This window comes from Amycolatopsis dongchuanensis, from assembly GCF_039542405.1.
Lineage (GTDB): Bacteria > Actinomycetota > Actinomycetes > Mycobacteriales > Pseudonocardiaceae > Amycolatopsis_E > Amycolatopsis_E sacchari.
This window is the reverse complement of sequence record NZ_BAABIB010000078.1, coordinates 1-18922: the sequence shown is the minus strand read 5'-3', so window position 1 is coordinate 18922 and position 18922 is coordinate 1. Positions and strand designations below refer to the sequence as shown.

The 18922-nt window shown below is 71.3% G+C and carries 22 protein-coding genes and 1 pseudogene; 13 read left to right on the top strand and 10 right to left on the bottom strand.

Translation table 11 applies throughout. From position 1 onward, the window contains the following. Positions 1-30: 30 nt before the first annotated feature. From ABFX51_RS20480 to ABFX51_RS20460, 5 genes are all read left to right on the top strand, one after another. Entirely contained in the window at positions 31-1230 is a 1200-nt protein-coding gene (locus ABFX51_RS20480; protein WP_346054601.1) for a cytochrome P450, read from the top strand. Between the two features lie 26 nt (positions 1231-1256). Further along, positions 1257-2060: an IclR family transcriptional regulator domain-containing protein gene (locus ABFX51_RS20475; protein ID WP_091509736.1), complete on the top strand. Its 804-nt coding sequence runs from the start codon at positions 1257-1259 to the stop codon at positions 2058-2060. A gap of 210 nt (positions 2061-2270) precedes the next feature. Beyond that, complete coding sequence (locus ABFX51_RS20470) at positions 2271-2801, top strand: CGNR zinc finger domain-containing protein (protein WP_346054600.1); 531 nt, start codon at positions 2271-2273, stop codon at positions 2799-2801. A 6-nt stretch (positions 2802-2807) separates the two neighbouring features. After that, positions 2808-3002 (top strand): hypothetical protein, encoded by a 195-nt coding sequence (locus ABFX51_RS20465; protein WP_346054599.1) that lies wholly within the window; start codon positions 2808-2810, stop codon positions 3000-3002. Between the two features lie 153 nt (positions 3003-3155). Then, positions 3156-3797, top strand: a complete 642-nt coding sequence (locus tag ABFX51_RS20460) for a hypothetical protein (RefSeq protein WP_346054598.1) — start codon at positions 3156-3158, stop codon at positions 3795-3797. Here ABFX51_RS20460 and ABFX51_RS20455 read toward each other — a convergent pair. The 6 genes from ABFX51_RS20455 to ABFX51_RS20430 form a co-directional block, all read right to left on the bottom strand. Further along, entirely contained in the window at positions 3790-4152 is a 363-nt protein-coding gene (locus ABFX51_RS20455) for a hypothetical protein (RefSeq protein ID WP_346054597.1), read from the bottom strand. The two genes, ABFX51_RS20460 and ABFX51_RS20455, sit on opposite strands and share 8 nt — an antisense overlap. Then, positions 4149-5009, bottom strand: a complete 861-nt coding sequence (locus ABFX51_RS20450; RefSeq protein WP_346054596.1) for a DODA-type extradiol aromatic ring-opening family dioxygenase — start codon at positions 5007-5009, stop codon at positions 4149-4151. The genes ABFX51_RS20455 and ABFX51_RS20450 overlap by 4 nt, the downstream gene beginning before the upstream one ends. Position 5010: 1 nt before the next feature. Continuing rightward, complete coding sequence (locus ABFX51_RS20445) at positions 5011-5799, bottom strand: citryl-CoA lyase (protein ID WP_346054595.1); 789 nt, start codon at positions 5797-5799, stop codon at positions 5011-5013. Then, the gene (locus ABFX51_RS20440; RefSeq protein ID WP_346054594.1) at positions 5796-6953 is read right to left on the bottom strand and encodes a CaiB/BaiF CoA transferase family protein; all 1158 of its coding nucleotides are present in this window, start codon (positions 6951-6953) and stop codon (positions 5796-5798) included. Before ABFX51_RS20440 ends, ABFX51_RS20445 begins: the two co-directional genes overlap by 4 nt. Then, positions 6928-8376, bottom strand: a complete 1449-nt coding sequence (locus ABFX51_RS20435) for an amidohydrolase family protein (RefSeq protein WP_091509749.1) — start codon at positions 8374-8376, stop codon at positions 6928-6930. Before ABFX51_RS20435 ends, ABFX51_RS20440 begins: the two co-directional genes overlap by 26 nt. A 137-nt stretch (positions 8377-8513) precedes the next feature. After that, positions 8514-9101, bottom strand: a complete 588-nt coding sequence (locus ABFX51_RS20430; protein WP_346054593.1) for a helix-turn-helix domain-containing protein — start codon at positions 9099-9101, stop codon at positions 8514-8516. Between the two features lie 67 nt (positions 9102-9168). Between ABFX51_RS20430 and ABFX51_RS20425 the strand changes: the two genes are divergently transcribed. The 3 genes and pseudogenes from ABFX51_RS20425 to ABFX51_RS20415 form a co-directional block, all read left to right on the top strand. Next, positions 9169-9750 carry a class I SAM-dependent methyltransferase gene (locus tag ABFX51_RS20425; RefSeq protein WP_346054592.1) on the top strand — a complete coding sequence of 194 codons (582 nt, stop codon included), beginning with the start codon at positions 9169-9171 and terminating at the stop codon, positions 9748-9750. After that, entirely contained in the window at positions 9747-9872 is a 126-nt protein-coding gene (locus ABFX51_RS20420) for a hypothetical protein (protein WP_346054591.1), read from the top strand. The genes ABFX51_RS20425 and ABFX51_RS20420 overlap by 4 nt, the downstream gene beginning before the upstream one ends. 15 nt (positions 9873-9887) lie before the next feature. Next, a pseudogene (locus ABFX51_RS20415) lies at positions 9888-11252 on the top strand (MFS transporter); the annotation flags it as partial. On the opposite strand, the gene ABFX51_RS20410 reads toward ABFX51_RS20415, so the two are convergent. Continuing rightward, positions 11249-11737 carry a YybH family protein gene (locus ABFX51_RS20410; protein WP_346054590.1) on the bottom strand — a complete coding sequence of 163 codons (489 nt, stop codon included), beginning with the start codon at positions 11735-11737 and terminating at the stop codon, positions 11249-11251. The pseudogene ABFX51_RS20415 and the gene ABFX51_RS20410 sit on opposite strands and share 4 nt — an antisense overlap. Before the next feature lie 101 nt (positions 11738-11838). Between ABFX51_RS20410 and ABFX51_RS20405 the strand changes: the two genes are divergently transcribed. Continuing rightward, complete coding sequence (locus ABFX51_RS20405) at positions 11839-12126, top strand: ArsR/SmtB family transcription factor (RefSeq protein WP_428832488.1); 288 nt, start codon at positions 11839-11841, stop codon at positions 12124-12126. 3 nt (positions 12127-12129) lie between these two features. Here ABFX51_RS20405 and ABFX51_RS20400 read toward each other — a convergent pair whose 3' ends face one another. Both ABFX51_RS20400 and ABFX51_RS20395 read right to left on the bottom strand, forming a co-directional pair. Further along, positions 12130-13137, bottom strand: coding sequence for a 1-aminocyclopropane-1-carboxylate deaminase (locus tag ABFX51_RS20400; RefSeq protein ID WP_346054587.1), 1008 nt, complete (start codon positions 13135-13137; stop codon positions 12130-12132). A gap of 11 nt (positions 13138-13148) precedes the next feature. Next, complete coding sequence (locus ABFX51_RS20395) at positions 13149-13784, bottom strand: GntR family transcriptional regulator (protein WP_428832487.1); 636 nt, start codon at positions 13782-13784, stop codon at positions 13149-13151. Between the two features lie 138 nt (positions 13785-13922). Between ABFX51_RS20395 and ABFX51_RS20390 the strand changes: the two genes are divergently transcribed. From ABFX51_RS20390 to ABFX51_RS20375, 4 genes are read left to right on the top strand one after another with little or no spacing between them, the layout of a single operon-like run. Next, the gene (locus ABFX51_RS20390; RefSeq protein ID WP_346054584.1) at positions 13923-15329 is read left to right on the top strand and encodes an APC family permease; all 1407 of its coding nucleotides are present in this window, start codon (positions 13923-13925) and stop codon (positions 15327-15329) included. Between the two features lie 17 nt (positions 15330-15346). Beyond that, complete coding sequence (locus ABFX51_RS20385) at positions 15347-16564, top strand: arginine deiminase (RefSeq protein WP_346054582.1); 1218 nt, start codon at positions 15347-15349, stop codon at positions 16562-16564. A gap of 17 nt (positions 16565-16581) precedes the next feature. Beyond that, entirely contained in the window at positions 16582-17574 is a 993-nt protein-coding gene (gene argF / locus ABFX51_RS20380; RefSeq protein ID WP_346054581.1) for an ornithine carbamoyltransferase, read from the top strand. Continuing rightward, positions 17571-18473, top strand: a complete 903-nt coding sequence (locus ABFX51_RS20375) for a carbamate kinase (protein ID WP_346054579.1) — start codon at positions 17571-17573, stop codon at positions 18471-18473. Before argF ends, ABFX51_RS20375 begins: the two co-directional genes overlap by 4 nt. Positions 18474-18509: 36 nt before the next feature. Here ABFX51_RS20375 and ABFX51_RS20370 read toward each other — a convergent pair. After that, positions 18510-18922 (bottom strand): DUF2188 domain-containing protein (locus ABFX51_RS20370; protein ID WP_346054578.1); only part of this gene is annotated, 413 nt, incomplete at its 5' end.

Sequence of the window (18922 nt, the reverse complement as noted above, 5' to 3'; positions counted from 1 at the left end):
CCGTTTGGGAACTGTGCGGCAGGAGGCCCGATGACCGAGGCACCCAGCTTCCCCATGACCCCGCGCTGCCCGCTCGACCCGCCCCCCGAGCTGTCCCGGCTGTGCGAGGAGGCACCGGTCACGAGGGTCCGGCTGTGGGACGGCAGCACCCCCTGGCTGGTCACGCGATACGAAGACGTGCGCGCGATGCTGCGCGACCCGAGGGTCAGCGCCGACAGCGACCGGCCCGGCTACCCCCACGTGACCCCCGGCATCGCGGCGCGGCGACGGCGGGCGAAGACCTTCATCAACCAGGACGATCCCGGGCACGCCGCCGGGCGGCGCCTGCTCACCGCCGACTTCACGGTGCGGCGCGTCGAGGCGCTGCGCCCCCGGATCCAGCGGATCGTCGACGAACTCGTCGACGACCTGCTCGCCGGACCCCAACCGGCCGACCTCGTCGAGGCGCTCGCGTTGCCGGTGCCGTCGCTGGTGATCTGCGAGCTGCTCGGCGTGCCCTACGCGGACCGGGCGTTCTTCCACGGCATCAGCAAGCTGCTGGTCTCGCGCGACGCCACCCCGGAGGCGTCGGTCGCGGCCGCGGAGGAGCTGCTGGACTACCTGGGCGGGCTGGTCGAGCGCAAGGCCGCCGACCCGGGCGACGACCTGCTCAGCAGGCTCGCCGTGGCACAGTTCCGCACCGGGAAGCTGACCCGGCGCGAGATCGCCGCGATGGGCCAGCTGCTGCTCGTCGCGGGGCACGAGACGACGGCCAACATGATCGCGCTCGGCACCGTCGCGCTGCTGACACATCCCGGGCAGCTCGCGGAGCTGCGGGCCAGCGAGGACCCGGAGTTCGTCGCCAACGCCGTCGAGGAGCTGCTGCGGTACCTGACGATCGTCCACTCAGGACGACGGCGCGTCGCAACGGAGGACCTGGAGCTGGGCGGGCAGCTGATCCGCGCGGGCGAGGGCCTCATCGCGGCGACCGACGCGGCGAACCGGGACGAGACGGCCTTCCCCGGCGCGGACTCGCTCGACCTGCACCGCGCGGCCCGGCACCACGTGGCGTTCGGCTACGGCGTGCACCAGTGCCTCGGCCAGCCGCTGGCCCGGGTCGAGCTGCAGGTCGTCTACGGCACGCTCTACCGCCGCGTTCCGACGCTCGCGCTGGCCGTCCCGGCCGGGGAGTTGCGCTACAAGCACGACATGCTCGTCCACGGCGTGCACGAACTGCCCGTGACCTGGTGACGTGCCAGTGCGGCTAACCTGCTCGTATGCGTCGTGACGGGAACCCGGAGTTCATCGAAGCGCTGGCCCGCGGGCTGGACGTGCTCCGCTGCTTCGAACCGGGCCGGGCGTCGATGACGCTCAGCGAGGTCGCCGCCGCGGCGGAGCTGGCCAGGCCCACCGCGCGCCGCATCCTCATCACCCTGGAGCAGCTCGGCTACGTCCGCAACGACGGCGGCGCGTTCTCGCTGACGCCGCGGGTGCTGGAGCTGGGCATGGCCTACATCGGCTCGGTGAACCTGTGGGACCTGGCGCACCCGCACCTGCGGGAGCTGGTCCGGCAGACCGGCGAGTCGTGCTCGATCGCGCAGCTCGACGGCTCCGACGTGGTGTACGTGGCGCGGGTCGCGGTGCCGAAGCTGGTCACGCTCGCGGTCACCATCGGCACCCGGTTCCCCGCGCCGGCCACGTCGCTGGGCAAGGTGCTGCTCGCCGCGCTGAGCCCCGGCGAGCTGGACGCCGCGCTCGCCGAACCGAGCCGGGCCGGGGTCACCTCCCGCTGGCAGCCCGGCCGGGCGGAGCTCGACGCCGAGCTGCGGGAGGTGCGGGCCCGCGGCTGGGCCGCCACGGACGAGCAGCTGGCGCTGGGCATCCGCTCGGTGGCGGCGCCGATCCGTGACGGCGACGGCCGCGTGGTGGCGGCGGTGAACGTCAACGCCCATGCGGCCGAGACGTCCATGGAGACGCTCGTGGACCACCACCTGCCGCTGCTGCTGCACGCGGCGAGCGCGATCGGCGCGGACTGGGCGGCATGGCACAACCGTCCACTGGAGACGGTCGTCGAGGGCTGAACCCCTTACCGCGCCGGGGTTCTGACGACGGCTCGTGACCGTCCATCGAGGACGAGCCGGATCACCCCGCACTCGCACCGCAGGTAACGGACCTCACCCTCGGAGGTGGGGTGGCGGGAGATCACCCGCTCACGGCAACCGTGGTGTTCACTGACCATGCCCCCAGCATGAAGTAAGGCCGTTGTGCAGTTCAATGCTTACACTGGGGGCATGCAGTTCACGCCTTACGGAGGGGTCGCCGCGCAGCTGGCCGCCGCCCTCGTCAACGCGGCCCCCGGCGCGACGACCGCCACCTACGAGGACCTCATCGAGACCTACGACTACCGCGGCACGTCCCCCGTCACGCCGGCGGAGGCGGCCGAGCTGACGGCGTGGGCGGAGCGGCTGCGCCCGGTGTTCTCGGAGCCGGCACTGCAGCCGCGGGTGGACCTGGTGAACGAGCTGCTGGCCGTGGTGGCCGCCCGCCCGTACCTCTCGCAGCACCACGACCGCCCGCCGCACTTCCACTACGCGGCCGAGGACGCGCCGACGGTGCAGCGCATCAAGGCCTACACGATCATGGGCGTGGGCCACGTCCTGTGCGACGATCCACAACGGATCGGCTCCTGCGGCCGCCCGGGCTGCGCGACGGTGTTCGTGGACACCTCCCGCAACGGACGGCGCCGCTTCTGCTCACCGGAATGCGCGAACCGCGCCCACGTCGCGGCACACCGGCGAAGGCAGCGAGCCGGGACGGCTTGAGCCCCGGTGGGGAACTGGATCTTCCGGCGAAAGCCGGCACCCGTCGCCGGGACGGCCCGGCAGCAGGCCGGGATACTGGACGACGCGTGCGGAACCGCGGCGGAGGGCCCCGCGTCGGAGCAGCAGGCGCCGCGCCCCGCGCGCCGCCCCGCACCCGGGGACGACGACCACTTCGACCAGAACTCGATGCTGTGCCGCTGACCACTCCGCTCACACCGCCGGGACGGCGCTGACGCCCGGCAACCGGGCACTGGCCAAGGACGCCGTGCCGGGCGATGGGGACGAGCCGTGGTTCGACAAGAGCCAGATCGGTGGGGACCGGAGCCCGGAGGAGACCCGTAAGGACCTTGACGTATGACCGAACCCAGTCCCGCCCGACGGCGGGCCGCCGAGAAGATCTTCGCCCACGAGGAACGCCTCGCGGCGCAGCGGCACGAGCGCGAGGTTCGCCCCGGTTTCCGGGAACGGGTCGAAGAGCTGATGCGCGGCGAGTGGGGCGAGCCGGTCGCCGCGCTGCGCCTCGGCGACACCTCACTGGGGTTCGAGGTGCCCGGCAGGCGCCTGGACGGCACGATCAAGGGCAGGAAGCTCGCGCGGCGGTTCTTCTGGAACATCCTGCGTGGCATCGCCGGCGGGGCGTGGACCGTCTTCGCGCTGGTCAACGGCGCGGGCGGTGGCGGCGGACGATGGGGCAGCCCGTTCGAGCGGGAGATCCGCGTCAAGGGCCCGGCGAACGCGCTCGCCCTCGACCTCACCGACCGGCTCCGGTCGGTGAAAGGGCCCTGGCTGGTGCTCTCCCGGTCGGGCGTCGCCCTCGTCGACAGCGGATCGGCCTACCTCGACCCCGCCGACGCGGCCCCGCCGCGGATCGTCTGGCAGGCGCGGACGCCACAGGCGCCGGAGGTCGACGTCCGCGGGTGCACCATCACCTGGCCCGACGGGTCGACCTTCCGGTTTCCCCTGCACAGCAGCGCCGAAGCACAGCGCCTCAGGTAGCGATGTCCGGGTACGGCATCGAGAAGTGCGCCAGCCGCTTCGCATACTCGCGCTGGAAGCCCAGCGGCTCGTCGTAGTCGCGTTCGAACATCGCGATGAACAGGGTCAGCGTGAGGAACGGGTGGGCGCCCAGCTCGAACAGCTTCGGGTAGTCGTGAGTGGACAGTGCCTCGCGCTCGGCTTCCTCGAACCGCAGCCACGTCGAGTTCTCCCCGCTGTGGCAGTTGAGGATCGCGTTGGCGCGCTCGGCCTCCCACCACCGCACCGTGCCCGCCGGGTCCTCGCGGTAGCGCTCGACGAGCTCCGGGTCGCGGTCGATCGTGTACAGGAACTTGTCCAGCAGGTACTTGCTCACCGCAGCCCTCCCGGGTACCAGGTGAAGTAGGCCTCCATCGTGTGGAACAGGTCGTAGGTGTCGACGTAGTCCACCCGCTGCCCCTCCCCCGCCACGCCCATCATCAGCATGAAGTCCATGAACCCGTGCGTCGCGTTGCCCGGCAGGTGCAGGCTCTCCAGCGTGACCTCACCAAGGCACTTTTCGATGTCGCCGTTCGCTATCCAGTCCACGGCCTTGCGGTCGAACTCGGGATCCGGTCCGTGCGGCCCGAACTGCCGCGGACCGCCCAGTTCCAGCGACAGGTGCCCGGTGCCGATCACCGCCACGCGCTGGTCCGACGGCCAGGACTCGATCAGCTGCCGGATCGTCCGTCCCAACTGGACGAACCGCTTCGGCTGCGGCAGCGGGGGCGCGAAGATGTTGGTGTAGATGGGCACGATCGGCAGGTCGTTCTGCGGGCGCAGGGTGATGATCGGGCACGTGATGGAGTGGTCGATCCGCAGCTCGTTGGAGAACGCCAGGTCGAACCCGGCGTCCAGGCCTTCGCGCAGCACGTACTCCGACAGGTCCTCCTGTCCTTTGAGGACCATCCTGGGCAGCCCGAACTCGCGTTCCTCGTTGTACCAGTTGGCGTCGTAGACGGGGGCCTTGCCGACGAGGAACTGCGGCATGTTGTCCAGCCACAGCTGGTGGAAGTGGTCGGAGCCGACCATCACGAGCACGTCCGGCCGCGCCCGCGTCAGCGTCTGGCGGAACGCCTCGACCTTGCGCACCCACTCGTCGGCGAAGTCCGGGCGGTCCTCACCGGTCGCGGTGCTGGCGCGGTAGTAGAACGGGTGGTGGGTGGACGCGATCACCGCGACCAGTTGAGCCATCTCAGCCTCCGGACGGTTCGGGCGGCACGGACCGGTTGTTCAGGTCCACGGACAGGAAGATCTCGTTGGCGACCGGGTTGCGCAGCTCCTCGGCCAGCTGCCCGATGAGCCCCGCGGTGCGGGCGAGCAGGGCGAAGCCACGCAGCAGTTCCAGTGGCAGCCCCAGGTCCGCGAGCGCGGCGCCGCAGACCCCGGCGCCGTTGAGCGGCAAGGTGCGGCCGAGCACCTGCGGGTGCACGCGCCCGATCGCCGCGAACAGCGACAGGTGCGAGCCGAACAGGTCCTCCTCGCGGGCGATCTCGAACAGCCGCGGCGTGCGGGGGTCGCCCTGCTTGTGCACGTGGTGGCCGAGGCCCGGGATGAGCTTTCCGGCTGCACGGCGGGCTTTCACGGTCTCCAGCGCGAGCGCGTCCCAGCCGGCCTCGTCTCCCGGAGCCTCCACAGTGGACAGAACTTCGTGCAGGAACCGGCCGCAGTCCTCGGTCACGCCGAGGAACCGCGAACCGCCGCCGAGCAGGCCCGCGGCGAGCGCGCCCTGCACCGAGTCGGGCGCGGACAGGTAGGTCAGCCGGGTCACGATCGCGGTCGGCGTGAAGCCGTGGTCCGCCAGCGCGGCGAGCACGGCCTCGAACACCCGCGTCTCCCCGGGCGACGGACGTCGCTGCGTGGCGAGCCAGAACGCCAGCTCACCGAAGGAGACCTTGCCCATCACGTCCCGCGCCAGGTCCTGCCCCAGCAACGTGATCTTGTCCAGCGAGGACGCGCCCAGCGCCGTCGGGTACTCCGTCATTCCTGCTGCTCCAGCCACTTGCGCAGTTCCGCCCCGTGCTCGTCGAGTCCGGGCGGCGGCAGCCGGTAGTCCACCGGCGTCTCGGAGAACCGGATCGGGTGCCGGGTCGTCGGCACTCCCCCGACCTCGACCACCGGGTCCAGCTCGAACCGTTCCGCCATCGCGAACCCCTGGTCGATCGTGTTGATCGGCCCGCACGGCACCCCGGCCTCGACGAGCAGGTCGAACCATTCCAGCGCGCCGCGTTTGCGCAGCTGCTCGGCGAGGATGGGGCGCAGCTCGTCGCGCCGCTCGGTGCGGTCGGCGTTGCGCGCGAAGCGCGGGTCGTCCGCGATCTCGGGGATGCCGAGCACCTCGCACAGCTTGCGGAACTGCCCGTCGTTGGCGGCGGTGACGATGAGGTCGTTGTCGGCCGTCGGCAGCGGCTCGTACGGGAACACGCTGGGGTGCGCGTTGCCCATCCGGTAGGGCACGGTGCCGCCCGCGACGTACGCCGAGCTGTGGTTCACCAGCCCGGTCAGCGCCGAAGAAAGCAGGTTCACCTCGACGTGCTGTCCCTGCCCTGTCGCGTCGCGGTGGCGCAGCGCGGCGAGGATGCCGATCGTGGCGTGGTTGCCCGCCATCACGTCGAACACCGAGATGCCCGCGCGGTACGGCGGCCCGTCCGGGTCCCCGGTGAGGCTCATCAGCCCGGAGATCGCCTGCACCATCAGGTCGTAGCCGGGCACGTTCCGGCCGGCGCCGGAGCCGAACCCGCTGATCGAGGCGTAGATGACGCCGGGGTTCGCCTCGAGCACGGCGTCGAAGTCCAGTCCGTACTTGGCGAGCCCGCCGGGTTTGAAGTTCTCGATCAGCACGTCGGCGCGGCGGGCCAGCTCGCGGGCGAGCCGGGCGTCGGTCTCGTCCCGCAGGTCGAGCGCGATGGACCGCTTGCCGCGGTTGACACCGAGGTAGTACGTCGCGACGCCGTCGCGCACCGGGGGCATCCAGGTGCGTGTGTCGTCGCCGCGCGGACCCTCCACTTTGATCACTTCCGCGCCCAGGTCCGCCAGCAGCATCGTGGCGTAGGGACCGGCGAGGATCCGGGAGAAGTCCGCGACGAGCAGCCCGGCGAGCGGGCCGCTGCGGTCAGGAGCGGGTGTGGGTCGAGGCACTGGCGTAGTCCGTGTACGTGTAGGGGTTGTCGAGGACCTTGGTCTCGGGGATGTCCGGGTTCATGCCCTTGCGCCAGGCTTCCTCGCCCAGCTGCGTCCGCAGGTACGTCACGGTCTCGTCGACCTCGCGGCGCACGGCGTCGAGGTCGATGCCGACGAGGCGGTGGTCGTGCTTGACCACGCGCCCGTTCACCAGCACCGTGTGCACGTCCCCGCGCTGGGCCTGGAAAGCGACGTGGCCGTACGGGTTCAGCAGCGGGAACGACACCGAGCTGTGGTCGTTCTTGATGAGCACGACGTCGGCCTTCTTGCCCGGTTCGAGGCTGCCGAGGTCGTCGCGGCCGATCGCGTGGGCGCCGCCGCGCGTGGCCCAGTCGACGACGTGCTCGGCGCGGAGGCTGGCGTGCGTGACGGTCTCGTTCTTCGCGTGCGCCTCCAGGTGCTCACGCGACCGGTCCGCGCCCAGTGTCGTGCGCATGGCGGAGAACAGGTCGCCGCTCCACCACACGGAGGTGTCCATGGACAGCGAAACCGGGATGCCGTGCGCGCGGATGGCCCAGGTGGGCGGGTAGCCCTGGCCCGCGCTCTGCTCGCTCTCGGTGGACACGGAGATGGAGCCGCCGGTCGCCGCGATGCGGTGGTAGGAGTCGGCGGACAGCGAGGCCGCGTGCACGTAGACGGTTTCCGGGGTCATGAAACCGTGGTCGTGCATGAGCTTGATGCCGTCGTCGTTGGTCGCGCCCCACACGCCGGCGTGCGTGGTGACGGCCACGCCCAGCTCCCTCGCGACCTCGAACGCGGGCTTCTCGGGGAAGGCCGGGTCGCCGGTCACGTCGAAGGCGAGCTGGAAGCCGAGCAGGTCGTCCCCGGTGATCCGGCGGCGCACGAAGTCGCGGAACTCCGGCGCGGCGGTCCACTCGGCGGGCGGGGCCTGGATGTTGCCGTAGGCGAGGACGAACCGGCCCGGCACCGACTGCAGCGCGTCGACGGCGGCGTCGGCGTGGTCCACGGTCCGCAGCCCGTGCGACCAGTCGACGACGGTGGTGACGCCGGATTCGAGCGCTTCGACGGCGGCGAGCACGTTGCCGGCGTGGACGTCCTGGGGGCGGAACAGCTTGCCGCTTTCCAGGTAGTACCAGACGAAGTACTGCGTGAGGGTCCAGTCGGCGCCGTAGCCGCGCATCGCGGTCTGCCACATGTGCCGGTGGGTGTCGATCATGCCCGGCATGACGATGCCGCCGCTCGCGTCGATCACCACGGCGTCCTGCGGCACCTCGAGGTCCGGGCCGACGGCGGTGATGCGATCACCGGTGACGAGCACGTCGGCGCGGTCGAGCACGCGCCGCTGGTCGTCCAGGGTCAGGACGGTGCCGCCCCGCAACACGACGGGCCTTCCCGGCGCGAACTCGCTCGGCTGGCTCATGAGGGCACTCCTCACTTCTTCGTGGTCGCCCGTACAGCTGTCCGCACTCCGGACAGCCTGGTGGTTGCGCCCACTCTGGCCCGCATCCCAGGAGAAGTCAAGAGCCGTGTCCGCGATGCGGACAGTTGTCCGTTGATCTAGTCGCGGGTCGCGACCGCCCGGACGTGCGCGCGCTCGCCCTGCCGCCCGACCAGGCTGAGGAACTCGACGGGACCGGCGCCGGTGGCCCCGAACCAGTGCGGGGTGCTGGTGTCGAACTCCGCGGCCTCCCCCGGCTTGAGGAGGAGGTCCTGCTCGCCCAGCACCAGGCGCAGCGTGCCGTTGAGGACGTAGACCCAGTCGTGGCCCTCGTGGGTGCGCAGGTCGGGTTCGGCGTCGTCGGTTCCCGCCGCGAGCACGAACTTGTACGCCTGGACGCCACCCGGCCTGCGGGTCAGCGGCAGGATCGTCGACCCGTCGCCGCAGGGGATCGGGCGCAGGTGGATCCGGGGGTCACCGGTGGGCGGGGCGCCGACGAGCTCGTCGAGCGTCACCCCGTGGACGCGGGCCAGCGGCAGGAGCTGTTCGAGCGTGGGCCGCCGCAGGCCGGCCTCCAGCCGGGACAGCGTGCTGGCCGAGATACCGGTCTGCGCGGCCAGGTCGGTCAGCGTGATGTCGCGGGCCATCCGTAGTTTCTTGAGCCTCGGCCCGACGGCGTCGAGCGTCCGGTCTGTCGCTTCGTGCATGCCCCCGATTTTGCCATTCGGCAAGAAACTTTGCCGGACCGTCACGACGCGGTCCACCATCGCCGTCGTGACACACGCATTCGACAAGGAGTACTGGGAGCGGCACTGGCACGACTCCCACTTCGAACACCCGCCGAACCCTTACCTGGCAACGGAAACCGGCGATCTCGCGCCGGGCACGGCGCTGGACGCCGGGTGCGGGACCGGGGCCGAGGCGGTCTGGCTCGCCGCACACGGGTGGCAGGTGACCGCCGCGGACATCTCGGCCGCCGCGCTCGCCCGCGCAGCCGAGCGCGCGACGGACGGCGACGTGGCCGAGCGCGTGCGGTTGGTGGAGGCGGACCTGTGCGACTGGCAGCCGGAGCAGCGGTTCGACCTCGTCACGACCCACTACGCCCACCCCGCCATGCCCCAGCTGGAGTTCTACGACCGGATCGCGGACTGGGTGGCCCCCGGCGGCACGCTGCTGATCGTCGGGCACCGGCACGGCCACGACTCCCCCGCCGAGGCTTCGGTCACCGCCGAAGCCATCACCGCCCGGCTGGACGAGGCGGCCTGGCACATCGTCACCGCCGAAGAGCACCGCCGCGCCCTCGCCGGCACCACCCTCCACGACGTCGTCGTGCGCGCCCGGAAGGAGAACCGATGAGCACCCCCGTGTCGTCGCAGGCCGTCATCGAGGACCCCCGCCGGCGCCGCGCCGTCCTCGTCGCGGTGTGCGTCGCGCTGATGGCGGTCATCGCGTCGGTGTCCGGGCTGGGCGTCGCGTAGCCGCAGCTCGCCCTCGAGTTCGACGCGACGCAGAGCACCGTGCTGTGGTTCATCAACAGCTACGCCATCGCCCTCGCCGCACTGCTGCTCCCGCTCGGCGCGGTCGGCGACCGCTGGGGCCGCAAACCCGTGCTGCTCACCGGTCTCGCGGTCTTCGGCGTGTCGAACGCCGCCGCGGGCCTGGCCCCGGCGGCCGAGGTCATGCTCGCCGCCCGCGTGCTCAGCGGCGTGGGGGCGGCGATGATCATGCCGGTCACCCTCGCCGTCATCACGTCCACGTTCCCCGCGGAGGAACGCGCCAAGGCGATCGGCGTGTGGACCGGCGTCGCGGGCGGCGGCGGGATCCTCGGGATGTACCTGTCGGCCGTCCTGGTCGACGTCGCGAGCTGGCGGTGGTTGTTCGCGCTGCCCGTCGCGCTCGTGCTCGTCGCCGCCGTCATGACGGTGCGGGTGGTCCCCGCCTCCCGCGAGCGGACGGAGCACCGGTTCGACGTGGTGGGCTCGCTGACCTCGATGGTCGCCGTGCTCGGGCTCATCTTCTTCCTCCACGAAGGGCCCGAGCGGGGCTGGGGCGAACCCGTGACGCTGCTGAGCCTGCTCGTGGGCGCTGTGGCCACAGCCGCTTTCGTGGCTTGGGAGCTGCGGCAGCAGGCGCCGCTGCTCGACGTCCGGCTGTTCGCCGAGCGCGGGCTGTCCAGTGGTTCGGTGACGCTCCTGGCGGTGTTCGGGGTGCAGGCGGGGATTTCCGTCGTGCTCTTCCCGTACTTCCAGGCCGTACTCGGCTGGTCCGGCCTGGTGGCCACGCTGGGGCTGATGCCGATGGCGCTGCCGATGATGTTCGCCTCCGGCCTCGCGCCGAAGGTGGCCGCCCGCCTCGGCGCACGGTCCACAATGGCCACTGGGGTCCTCCTCGGCGGCGTGGGCCTGGCGCTGATGGCGACGTTCGTCTCCGTCGACGCCGGCTTCCTCTCGATCTTGCCCGGCATGGTGGCGATGGGGCTCGGCATGGGCCTGTCCATGACCCCCTCGACCGAGGCCATCACCTCGGCGCTGCCCCGCGAGCGGCAGGGCGTCGCGTCCGCGCTGAACGACGTGACCAGGGAGTTCGGCACCGCGCTCGGCGTCGCCCTGCTCGGGGCGGTACTGGCGGCGGGCTACCGCGACGCGATCGACCCCCGGCTGGGCGGCGTCCCCGGGCCGGTCGCGGATGCCGCGAGGGCGGGCGTCGCCAACGCGGTCGCGGCCGCCAGGGACACCCCGCTTGTCCGCGCCGCACAGGAGTCCTTCGTGCACGGGTGGCAGCAGGCGATGTGGGCAGGGTTCGCGGTCATGGCGATCCTGTTCTGTTACATCCTGTTCCGCGGACCACGGCGGGGCTAACCCCGGATCGCGCCCTGGTACGCCGCCAGCGCGTCCGCATCGTCGATGCTGCCGTGGTGGTGGTACTGGCTCCAGCGGCCGCCCTCGTAGCGGAAGTAGCGGCTGGTGCGGATCGACAGCGGCACGGCCCGCCCGCCGGCCACCGAGTACTCGCCCGTCTCACGCCCGGCGAACAGGACGTGGGTGGCGTCGGCGTACTCGACGATGTCGCCGAAGGTGACGGTGACCAGGGCGGGGCCGCGGAAGACCCGGTCGTACAGCGCGGTGATCGCCTCGCCGCCACGGAGGATGCCGCCGAGCGGGTTGTTCAGCTGCGCCAGCGGGTCGTGGGCCCACACCTGGGCGAACACGTCGAGGTCCCGGTTGTTGAAGGCGAAGTAGAACGTCTCCAGCGCGGCCAGCGCGCCGTCGGTTCCAGGAGACGCCGCTTCGCCGAGCCGGTTGCGTGAGGTGGGCCCGAAGGAGACGTCAAGCTGCCGTGTCACGAAAGCTCCTAGACTGTTCGATGGAGGTCGATCACATGAGTGTACGACAGTCATCGAACAGTGCGCGAGCGCGCGGCTTGACGCACGTGCACCCGCGCGACGTGCCACTGCAGGACGCGCTGACCGCGCTCGCGGATCCGGTGCGGCGCACCATCGTGCGGGAGCTGGCCGGGCTGCCGGACTGGACGAAAGCCTGCGGCACCTTCGAGCTGCCGGTCACCAAGGCGACCCGCAGCCACCACTTCGCGGTTCTGCGTGCCGCCGGGCTCATCGAGCAGCGCGACGAGGGACCCCGCCGCCTCAACCGGCTGCGCTACGCCGAGTTCGACGAGATCTTCCCGGGCCTGCTCGACCTGGTCCTGGCCGAGCAGGCCCCTCCCGGGACGTGACAACTAGAACAACGCGCTGTACCCGTTCAAGGCGGGCTGCCCGCCCAAGTGCGCGTACAGCACCGTGGAGTCCCGGGGAATCTCGCCCCGGGACACCAGATCCACCATGCCCGCGAAGGACTTCCCCTCGTACACCGGGTCGGTGATCATCCCTTCCGTACGGGCCGCCAGCCGCATCGCGTCCATAGTGGACTCATCCGGGATGCCGTACGTGCCCGCGTGGTAACGCTCGTCGAGTTCGATCTCGTCCTCGCGGAGGGCACGGTCCACACCGATGCTTTCCGCCGTGCGACGCGCGATGCGGGTGATCTGGTCGCGGGTTTCCGCCGGCTTGGCCGAGGCGTCGATCCCCAGCACGCGCCGGGGACGCCCGCCGAGCGCGGCGAAACCCGCGACCATGCCCGCCTGGGTGCTGCCGGTCACCGAGCACACGACGATCGTGTCGAAGAAGACCCCCAGTTCCCGCTCCTGCTCCGCCACCTCGAACGCCCACCGCGCGAAGCCCAATCCGCCGAGCGGGTGGTCGGAGGCCCCGGCGGGAATCGCGTACGGCTTGCCACCGCGTTCCTCGACGTCCCGCAGCGCCTGCTCCCAGCTCTCCTTGAACCCGATGCCGAACCCGGCGCGCACGAGCCGCACCTCGGCCCCGGCCAGCCTGCTGAGCAGGATGTTGCCCACCTTGTCGTACACCGCGTCCGGCCAGTCGACCCAGCTTTCCTGCACCAGCACGCACTTCAGCCCCGCCCGCGCGGCGACCGCCGCCACCTGCCGCGTGTGGTTCGACTGCACCCCGCCGATCGACACCAGCGTGTCGCAGCCCTGCGCGAGCGCGTCGGCGACGAGGTACTCCAGTTTCCGGGTCTTGTTGCCCCCGAAGGCGATCCCCGAGTTGCAGTCCTCCCGCTTGGCCCACAGCGCCGCACCGCCGAGGTGCTGGGTGAGCCGTTCGAGCGGGTGCACCGGGGACGGGCCGAACAACAGCGGGTAGCGCGCGAACGACTCCAGTGACATGGGACTCCGTTTCAGTCGGCGAGCTCTTCCAGCTCGTGCCAGATCTCCGCCGTGACGCGCACCGCCGCTTCGACGTCCGCGCCCCGGCAGGCTTCGATGAGCCGTTCGTGCCGCGCCACCGACTCCCGCGCGGCGGGCACGCTGAACCGCAGCCGCTCCAGCCTGCGGATCAGCGGCGTGTACCGGTCGATCGTCGCGGCCACCGCCCGGTTCCCGCAGGCCGCGACGAGCACGTCGTGCAGCTCGTCGTCCGCCCGCATCGCCTCGTCGACGTCACCCGCGCGTACCGCGGCGTCGAACCGCTGGTTCGCCTCGGTCATGGTCGCGAGGTGCTCGGCCGTCAGCCTGGGCACGCCCGTGCGGGCGGCCAGCTCGTGCATCGCCCGCACCACCGCCGCGGCGTCCCGCACCTCACCCGCGTCGATCGGGGTGACGCGCGTGTGGCTCTGCGGTTTCGTCCGCACCAGGCCCTCGTCGGCCAGCCGGGCGAGCGCGTCACGGACCGGGGCCCGCGACAGCCCGAGCCGCTCCGCCAGCTCGGCATCGCGCACGACGCTGCCCGGCGGCAGCTCACCGCGGACGATGGCCTCGCGGATGAGCCGGTGGGCGGTCTCCCGCAGGAGGGGACGGCGGACGGGTTCGAGCACAACTGACATGTTAGATGTCAGTCATCGGAAGTCAACGGGAAGTACTTAGGTCCTCCGCGAAGATCCCCATCGGCTCTGCTCGACCGGCCGCCACCTGGCGTCTTCTGGGTTCGTCACCGACTTCCCGGAAGGAAAGCCATGTCCAGACCGCAGCGGGCCGTCCAGCCACGCACCCCCGCCGAGCACAAAGCCCGTGCACTCGGCCTCACGTCGGCTACCGGCCTCGTCGTCGGCAGCGTCATCGGCACCGGGGTGTTCACGATGCCCGCGGTGCTCGCCGGAGGCGGCACGAGTTCCCTGCTCGTGCTCGGCGTCGTCGCGGTCGGCGCGACCCTGCTGGCCGTCCTCTTCGGACAGTTGACGCGCCGGGTGCCCAACGCGGACGGCGGGCTGTACGCCTACGCCCGCCACGAGTTCGGCGACTTCGCCGGCTACCTCACCGGCTGGTGCTACTGGGTTTCCGCGTGGGCGGGCAACGCCGCGATCGTGTCCTCGTGGGTGCTCTACGTCGACGCGTTGTTCGGCCTCGAAAACCCGCCGGGCTGGGCCAACTGGCTCATCGCGCTCGCCGGGCTGTGGATCCCCGCCGCGGTGAACCTCGCCGGTGTCCGGCAGATGGCCTGGTTCGAGAACCTCACCGTGGTGCTGAAGTTCCTGCCGCTGCTGTTCGTCGGCGTGGTCGGCTGGTTCTTCGTCTCCTCGGGCAACTTCGGCCCGTTCAACGCCTCCGGCGGCAGTCTCTACAGTGCCATCGGCATCGGGGCGGGCGTCGCGTTGTTCGCCTTCATCGGCGTCGAGGTCGCCGCCATCACCGCCAAGCGCGTCCGGAACCCCGGGCGCAACGTGGGCCTCGCCTCGGTGCTGGGCACCGCCGCGAGCGCCGTGCTCTACCTCGTCGTGTCCGCCGCCGTGATGGGGCTGGTGCCCCACGACACGCTGGTGGGCAACGGCACGCCGTTCGTGCCCGCGTTCGAGGCGGTCCTGCCCGGCGTGGACTGGGCCGGGAAGCTCGTCGCCGCGCTCGCGGTGATCTCCGGTATCGGCGCGCTCAACGGCTGGACGCTCGTCACGAGCGAGGTCTCCCGCGCCACCGCCGCGGACGGCCTCTTCCCGAAGGCCTTCGCGTGGGCGGACCGCAAGCACACGCCGTGGTTCGGCGTCCTGGTGGCCGCCGCGTTGCCCTCGCTGCTGATGTTGTGGCGCTACACCGCCGACACGGGGCTCACCGTCTTCACGTTCCTGGTGAACCTGTCGGTCGTCACGGTCGCGATCCCCTACTTCTTCTCCGCCTGCGCCCAGCTGACGCACCTGGTGTCGCGGCGCCGCGGCATCCGCGGCCTGCTGCTCGCCCGCGACCTGCTGATCACCGGCGTGAGCGTGTTGTTCTCGATGTGGATCACGTTCGCCGCGGGCTACGCCGCGGTGTACCAGGCGCTGGTGCTGCTGCTGATCGGCCTGGTCCTCTACGCCTTCCTCAACGCCCGCCGCGGTCCGCGTGAGGACAAGCAGGAACCCGAAGTACGCGAACTCCCCCGCGCCGCCTGAGAAAGGAACCAACCCGAATGTTCACTGTGGACTCCGAAATCGGCAAGCTGCGCCAGGTGGTCATCCACCGCCCCGGCGCGGAGCTGGCGAGGCTGACCCCGCGCAACGTCCACGAGCTGCTGTTCGACGACGTGATGTGGGCGAAGAAGGCCAAGGAGGAACACGACGTGTTCGCCGAGACCCTGCGGGAGCAGGGCGTGCGCGTGCACTACTTCGCGAATCTGCTCGCCCAGACGTTGGAGGTGCCGCAGGGACGGGAGTTCGTGCTCGACCGCGTGTGCACTCCGCAGGCGCTCGGCCCGGCACTCGTCGACCCCGTGCGCCGGCTGTTCGACGACCTCGACGGCGAGCAGCTCGCGCAGTCGCTGATCGGCGGCGTGCTCAAGGCCGAGTTGCACCCCCTGCGGGCCACGAGCCTGAAGTGGCACCTGATGCACGCCGACGACTTCGTCCTGCCGCCCCTGCCGAACCACCTGTTCCCGCGCGACAACTCGTGCTGGGTCTACGGCGGCGTGTCGGTCAACCCGATGGCGAAACCCGCGCGGCAGCGCGAAACCCTGCACGCCCGCGCCATCTACCGCTACCACCCGATGTTCGCCGAGGGCGGGTTCACGCGGTACTACGGCGACGAGGACGGGGAGTACTTCCCCGCCACCGTCGAAGGCGGGGACGTGCACGTGCTCGGCGGCGGCGCGGTGCTGATCGGGATGGGCGAGCGCACCACGCCGATGGCGGTGGAGATGCTGTCCCGCGCGCTGTTCGCCGACGGCTACGCGCACACCGTCGTCGCCGTCGAGCTGCCCCGCTCACACGCGATGATGCACCTCGACACCCTGATGACGATGGTCGACAAGGGCACCTTCGTGCTCTACCCGTACTTCGACCGGTACCTGCGGTCCTGGACCATCACCCGTGGCGACGAGCCGGGTGAGCTCGGCATCCGTCAGAACCAGGACCTGTGGGAGACGCTCGCCCAGGTGCTCGACGTCGCCGAGCTGACGGTCCTGTCCACCGACGAGGACGTGCGCGCGGCCGAACGCGAGCAGTGGGACGACGGCAACAACTACCTCGCCGTGGCACCGGGTGTGGTGCTCGGCTACGACCGCAACGTCGCCACCAACACCTTGCTGCGCAAGCACGGCATCGAGGTGATCACCGTGCCCGGCGGCGAGCTCGGTCGCGGCCGCGGCGGCCCGCGCTGCATGAGCTGCCCGATCGAACGCGACCCCGCCTGAGAACCCGGAGGAAGACGATGAACCTGCAGGGACGCAACCTGCTCAAGGAAACCGACCTGAGCGCGGAGGAGTTCCGGTACCTGCTGGACCTCGCGGGCGACCTCCGCGCCGAGAAGCGCGCCCGCGTCCGGCCGCTGCGCCTGGCGGGGCGCACCATCGCGCTGGTGTTCGAGAAGAGCTCGACCCGCACGCTGTCGGCCTTCGAGGTCGCCGCCTACGACGAGGGCGCACAGGTGACCTACCTCGGTCCCGGTGATTCCCACCTGGGGCACAAGGAATCGGTGCGCGACACCGCCCAGGTGCTCGGCCGCATGTTCGACGGCATCGAGTTCCGCGGCTCGGCGCAGGAAGCGGTGGAGACGCTGGGGGCATACGCGGGCGTGCCGGTGTGGAACGGCCTGACCGACCAGTGGCACCCCACCCAGATGCTGGCCGACATGCTGACGATGCGCGACCACGCGGGGAAGCCGCTCGACGACGTGAGCTACTGCTACGTGGGCGACGGCCGGGACAACGTCGCGAACTCACTGCTCGTCACCGGCGCCCTGCTGGGACTGGACGTCCGGATCTGCGCGCCGCCGGAACTGCAGCCCGCGGCGGGAGTGCGGGAGCTGGCGGACGGCCTGGCGCGGAATTCGGGCGCGAACACGCTCGTCACCGACGACCTCCCGCGCGCGGTGCACGGCGCCGACTTCGTCTACACCGACGTGTGGCTGTCGATGGGCGAGCCGGAGGACAGCTGGGCCGAGCGGATCGAGCTGCTGCTGCCCTACCAGGTCAACGCGAAGGTGCTGGAGGCCACGGGGAACCCGCACGTGAAGTTCCTGCACTGCCTGCCCGCGCTGCACGACCGCGAGACATCCGTCGGCCGGAAGCTGGGTGAGCGGTACGGGCTCGACGGACTGGAAGTGACCGACGAGGTGTTCTCCTCGCCCGCGTCGGTGGTGTTCGACCAGGCCGAGAACCGGTTGCACACCATCAAGGCGCTCATGGTGGCGACCGTCGCATGAGGATCGTCGTGGCACTGGGCGGGAACGCGCTGCTCGAACGCGGGGAGGCGCCGGACTCGGAGATCCAGGAGAAGCACGTGCTCGCGGCGGCCGAGGCACTGGCACCGCTGGCTCGTGAGCACGAACTGGTGATCACGCACGGGAACGGGCCGCAGATCGGGTTGCTCGCGATCGAGAACGAGAGCGATCCGGCGCTGTCCCGCCCCTACCCCTTCGACGTCCTCGGCGCCCAGACTCAGGGCATGATCGGCTACTGGCTCGTGCAGGCGCTGCACAACGTGGCCCGGCTGGACGCGGTGTGCGTGCTGAGCCGGACCCTCGTGCACGCCGACGACCCCGCGCTCGCGGCGCCGTCGAAGTTCGTGGGCCCGGTCTACGACGAGGCGACCGCACGGCGGCTCGCGGCCGAACGCGGCTGGCGCGTCGCCCGCGACGGCGCGCGCTGGCGGCGCGTCGTGCCCTCGCCGGAGCCCGCCGGGCTCGTCGAACTCCCCCTCGTCCGGCACGCGATCGCCGACGGCACCACCGTCGTGTGCGGGGGCGGCGGCGGCATCCCGGTCGTGCGCGGTGGGGACGGCGGGCTCACCGGGGTGGAAGCCGTGGTGGACAAGGACTTCACGGCCGAACTGGTGGCGAGGGAACTCGGCGCCGACGCACTGCTGCTGCTCACCGACGTCGAGGCGGTGCAGGAGGGCTTCGGCACCCCGGAAGCCAGACCGATTTCCCGGATCTCCAGCGGGGAGCTGGGTGCGCGTTCGTTCCCGGCGGGCTCGATGGGCCCGAAGGTGACCGCGGCGTGCCGTTTCGTCGACGGGGGTGGCCGGTTCGCCGCGATCGGACGCCTCGCCGACGCCCCGGAACTCGCCGTGGGCACCGCGGGAACGGTCGTCACGCCGTGACACGGGGTCCGGCAGGTCACCCTGCCGGACCCCGTGTCACGAGTAGTCGTGCGTCTCGGCGATCTCGCCGTCCTTCTTGCGCACGACGTGCGTCACCCCGCGGTCCTTGGCCAGACGCCGGCCTTCCCGCTGCGCCTCGGCCTTCGTGTCACTCGCACTGGACGCCCGCTTGTTGCCCTCGACCTGGTTCTTCCAGCGGCCGTCACGCTCGCTGTAGAACGTCTGCACGTCACCCTCGGCGATCTCCGGCGCCGCGGTCGCGGACGTCGCGGGCGCGTACGTCGCGAACAGCGCCGGGTCGGGTGCCGGGGCCGACGCGGGACCACCCAGCGGCTGGGGCTCCATCAGGTACTCCAGCTCGCGGGTCCACCCGCCCTCGGGCCCGTGGGGACCGTCGGACAGGTGCCAGATCGTGTGGTTGTGCTCCTGGTTCTCCTCGTCGAACAGGG

Bases quoted from the DNA above. Each gene is read 5' to 3' on its own strand.
- ABFX51_RS20385 (WP_346054582.1), top strand. From the start codon at position 15,347: ATGTTCACTGTGGACTCCGAAATCGGCAAGCTGCGCCAGGTGGTCATC.
- ABFX51_RS20460 (WP_346054598.1), top strand. From the start codon at position 3,156: ATGACCGAACCCAGTCCCGCCCGACGGCGGGCCGCCGAGAAGATCTTC.
- ABFX51_RS20470 (WP_346054600.1), top strand. From the start codon at position 2,271: ATGCAGTTCACGCCTTACGGAGGGGTCGCCGCGCAGCTGGCCGCCGCC.
- argF (WP_346054581.1), top strand. From the start codon at position 16,582: ATGAACCTGCAGGGACGCAACCTGCTCAAGGAAACCGACCTGAGCGCG.
- ABFX51_RS20430 (WP_346054593.1), bottom strand. From the start codon at position 9,101: ATGCACGAAGCGACAGACCGGACGCTCGACGCCGTCGGGCCGAGGCTC.
- ABFX51_RS20445 (WP_346054595.1), bottom strand. From the start codon at position 5,799: ATGACGGAGTACCCGACGGCGCTGGGCGCGTCCTCGCTGGACAAGATC.
- ABFX51_RS20435 (WP_091509749.1), bottom strand. From the start codon at position 8,376: ATGAGCCAGCCGAGCGAGTTCGCGCCGGGAAGGCCCGTCGTGTTGCGG.
- ABFX51_RS20390 (WP_346054584.1), top strand. From the start codon at position 13,923: ATGTCCAGACCGCAGCGGGCCGTCCAGCCACGCACCCCCGCCGAGCAC.
- ABFX51_RS20480 (WP_346054601.1), top strand. From the start codon at position 31: ATGACCGAGGCACCCAGCTTCCCCATGACCCCGCGCTGCCCGCTCGAC.
- ABFX51_RS20450 (WP_346054596.1), bottom strand. From the start codon at position 5,009: ATGGCTCAACTGGTCGCGGTGATCGCGTCCACCCACCACCCGTTCTAC.
- ABFX51_RS20400 (WP_346054587.1), bottom strand. From the start codon at position 13,137: ATGTCACTGGAGTCGTTCGCGCGCTACCCGCTGTTGTTCGGCCCGTCC.
- ABFX51_RS20420 (WP_346054591.1), top strand. From the start codon at position 9,747: ATGAGCACCCCCGTGTCGTCGCAGGCCGTCATCGAGGACCCCCGCCGG.
- ABFX51_RS20375 (WP_346054579.1), top strand. From the start codon at position 17,571: ATGAGGATCGTCGTGGCACTGGGCGGGAACGCGCTGCTCGAACGCGGG.
- ABFX51_RS20475 (WP_091509736.1), top strand. From the start codon at position 1,257: ATGCGTCGTGACGGGAACCCGGAGTTCATCGAAGCGCTGGCCCGCGGG.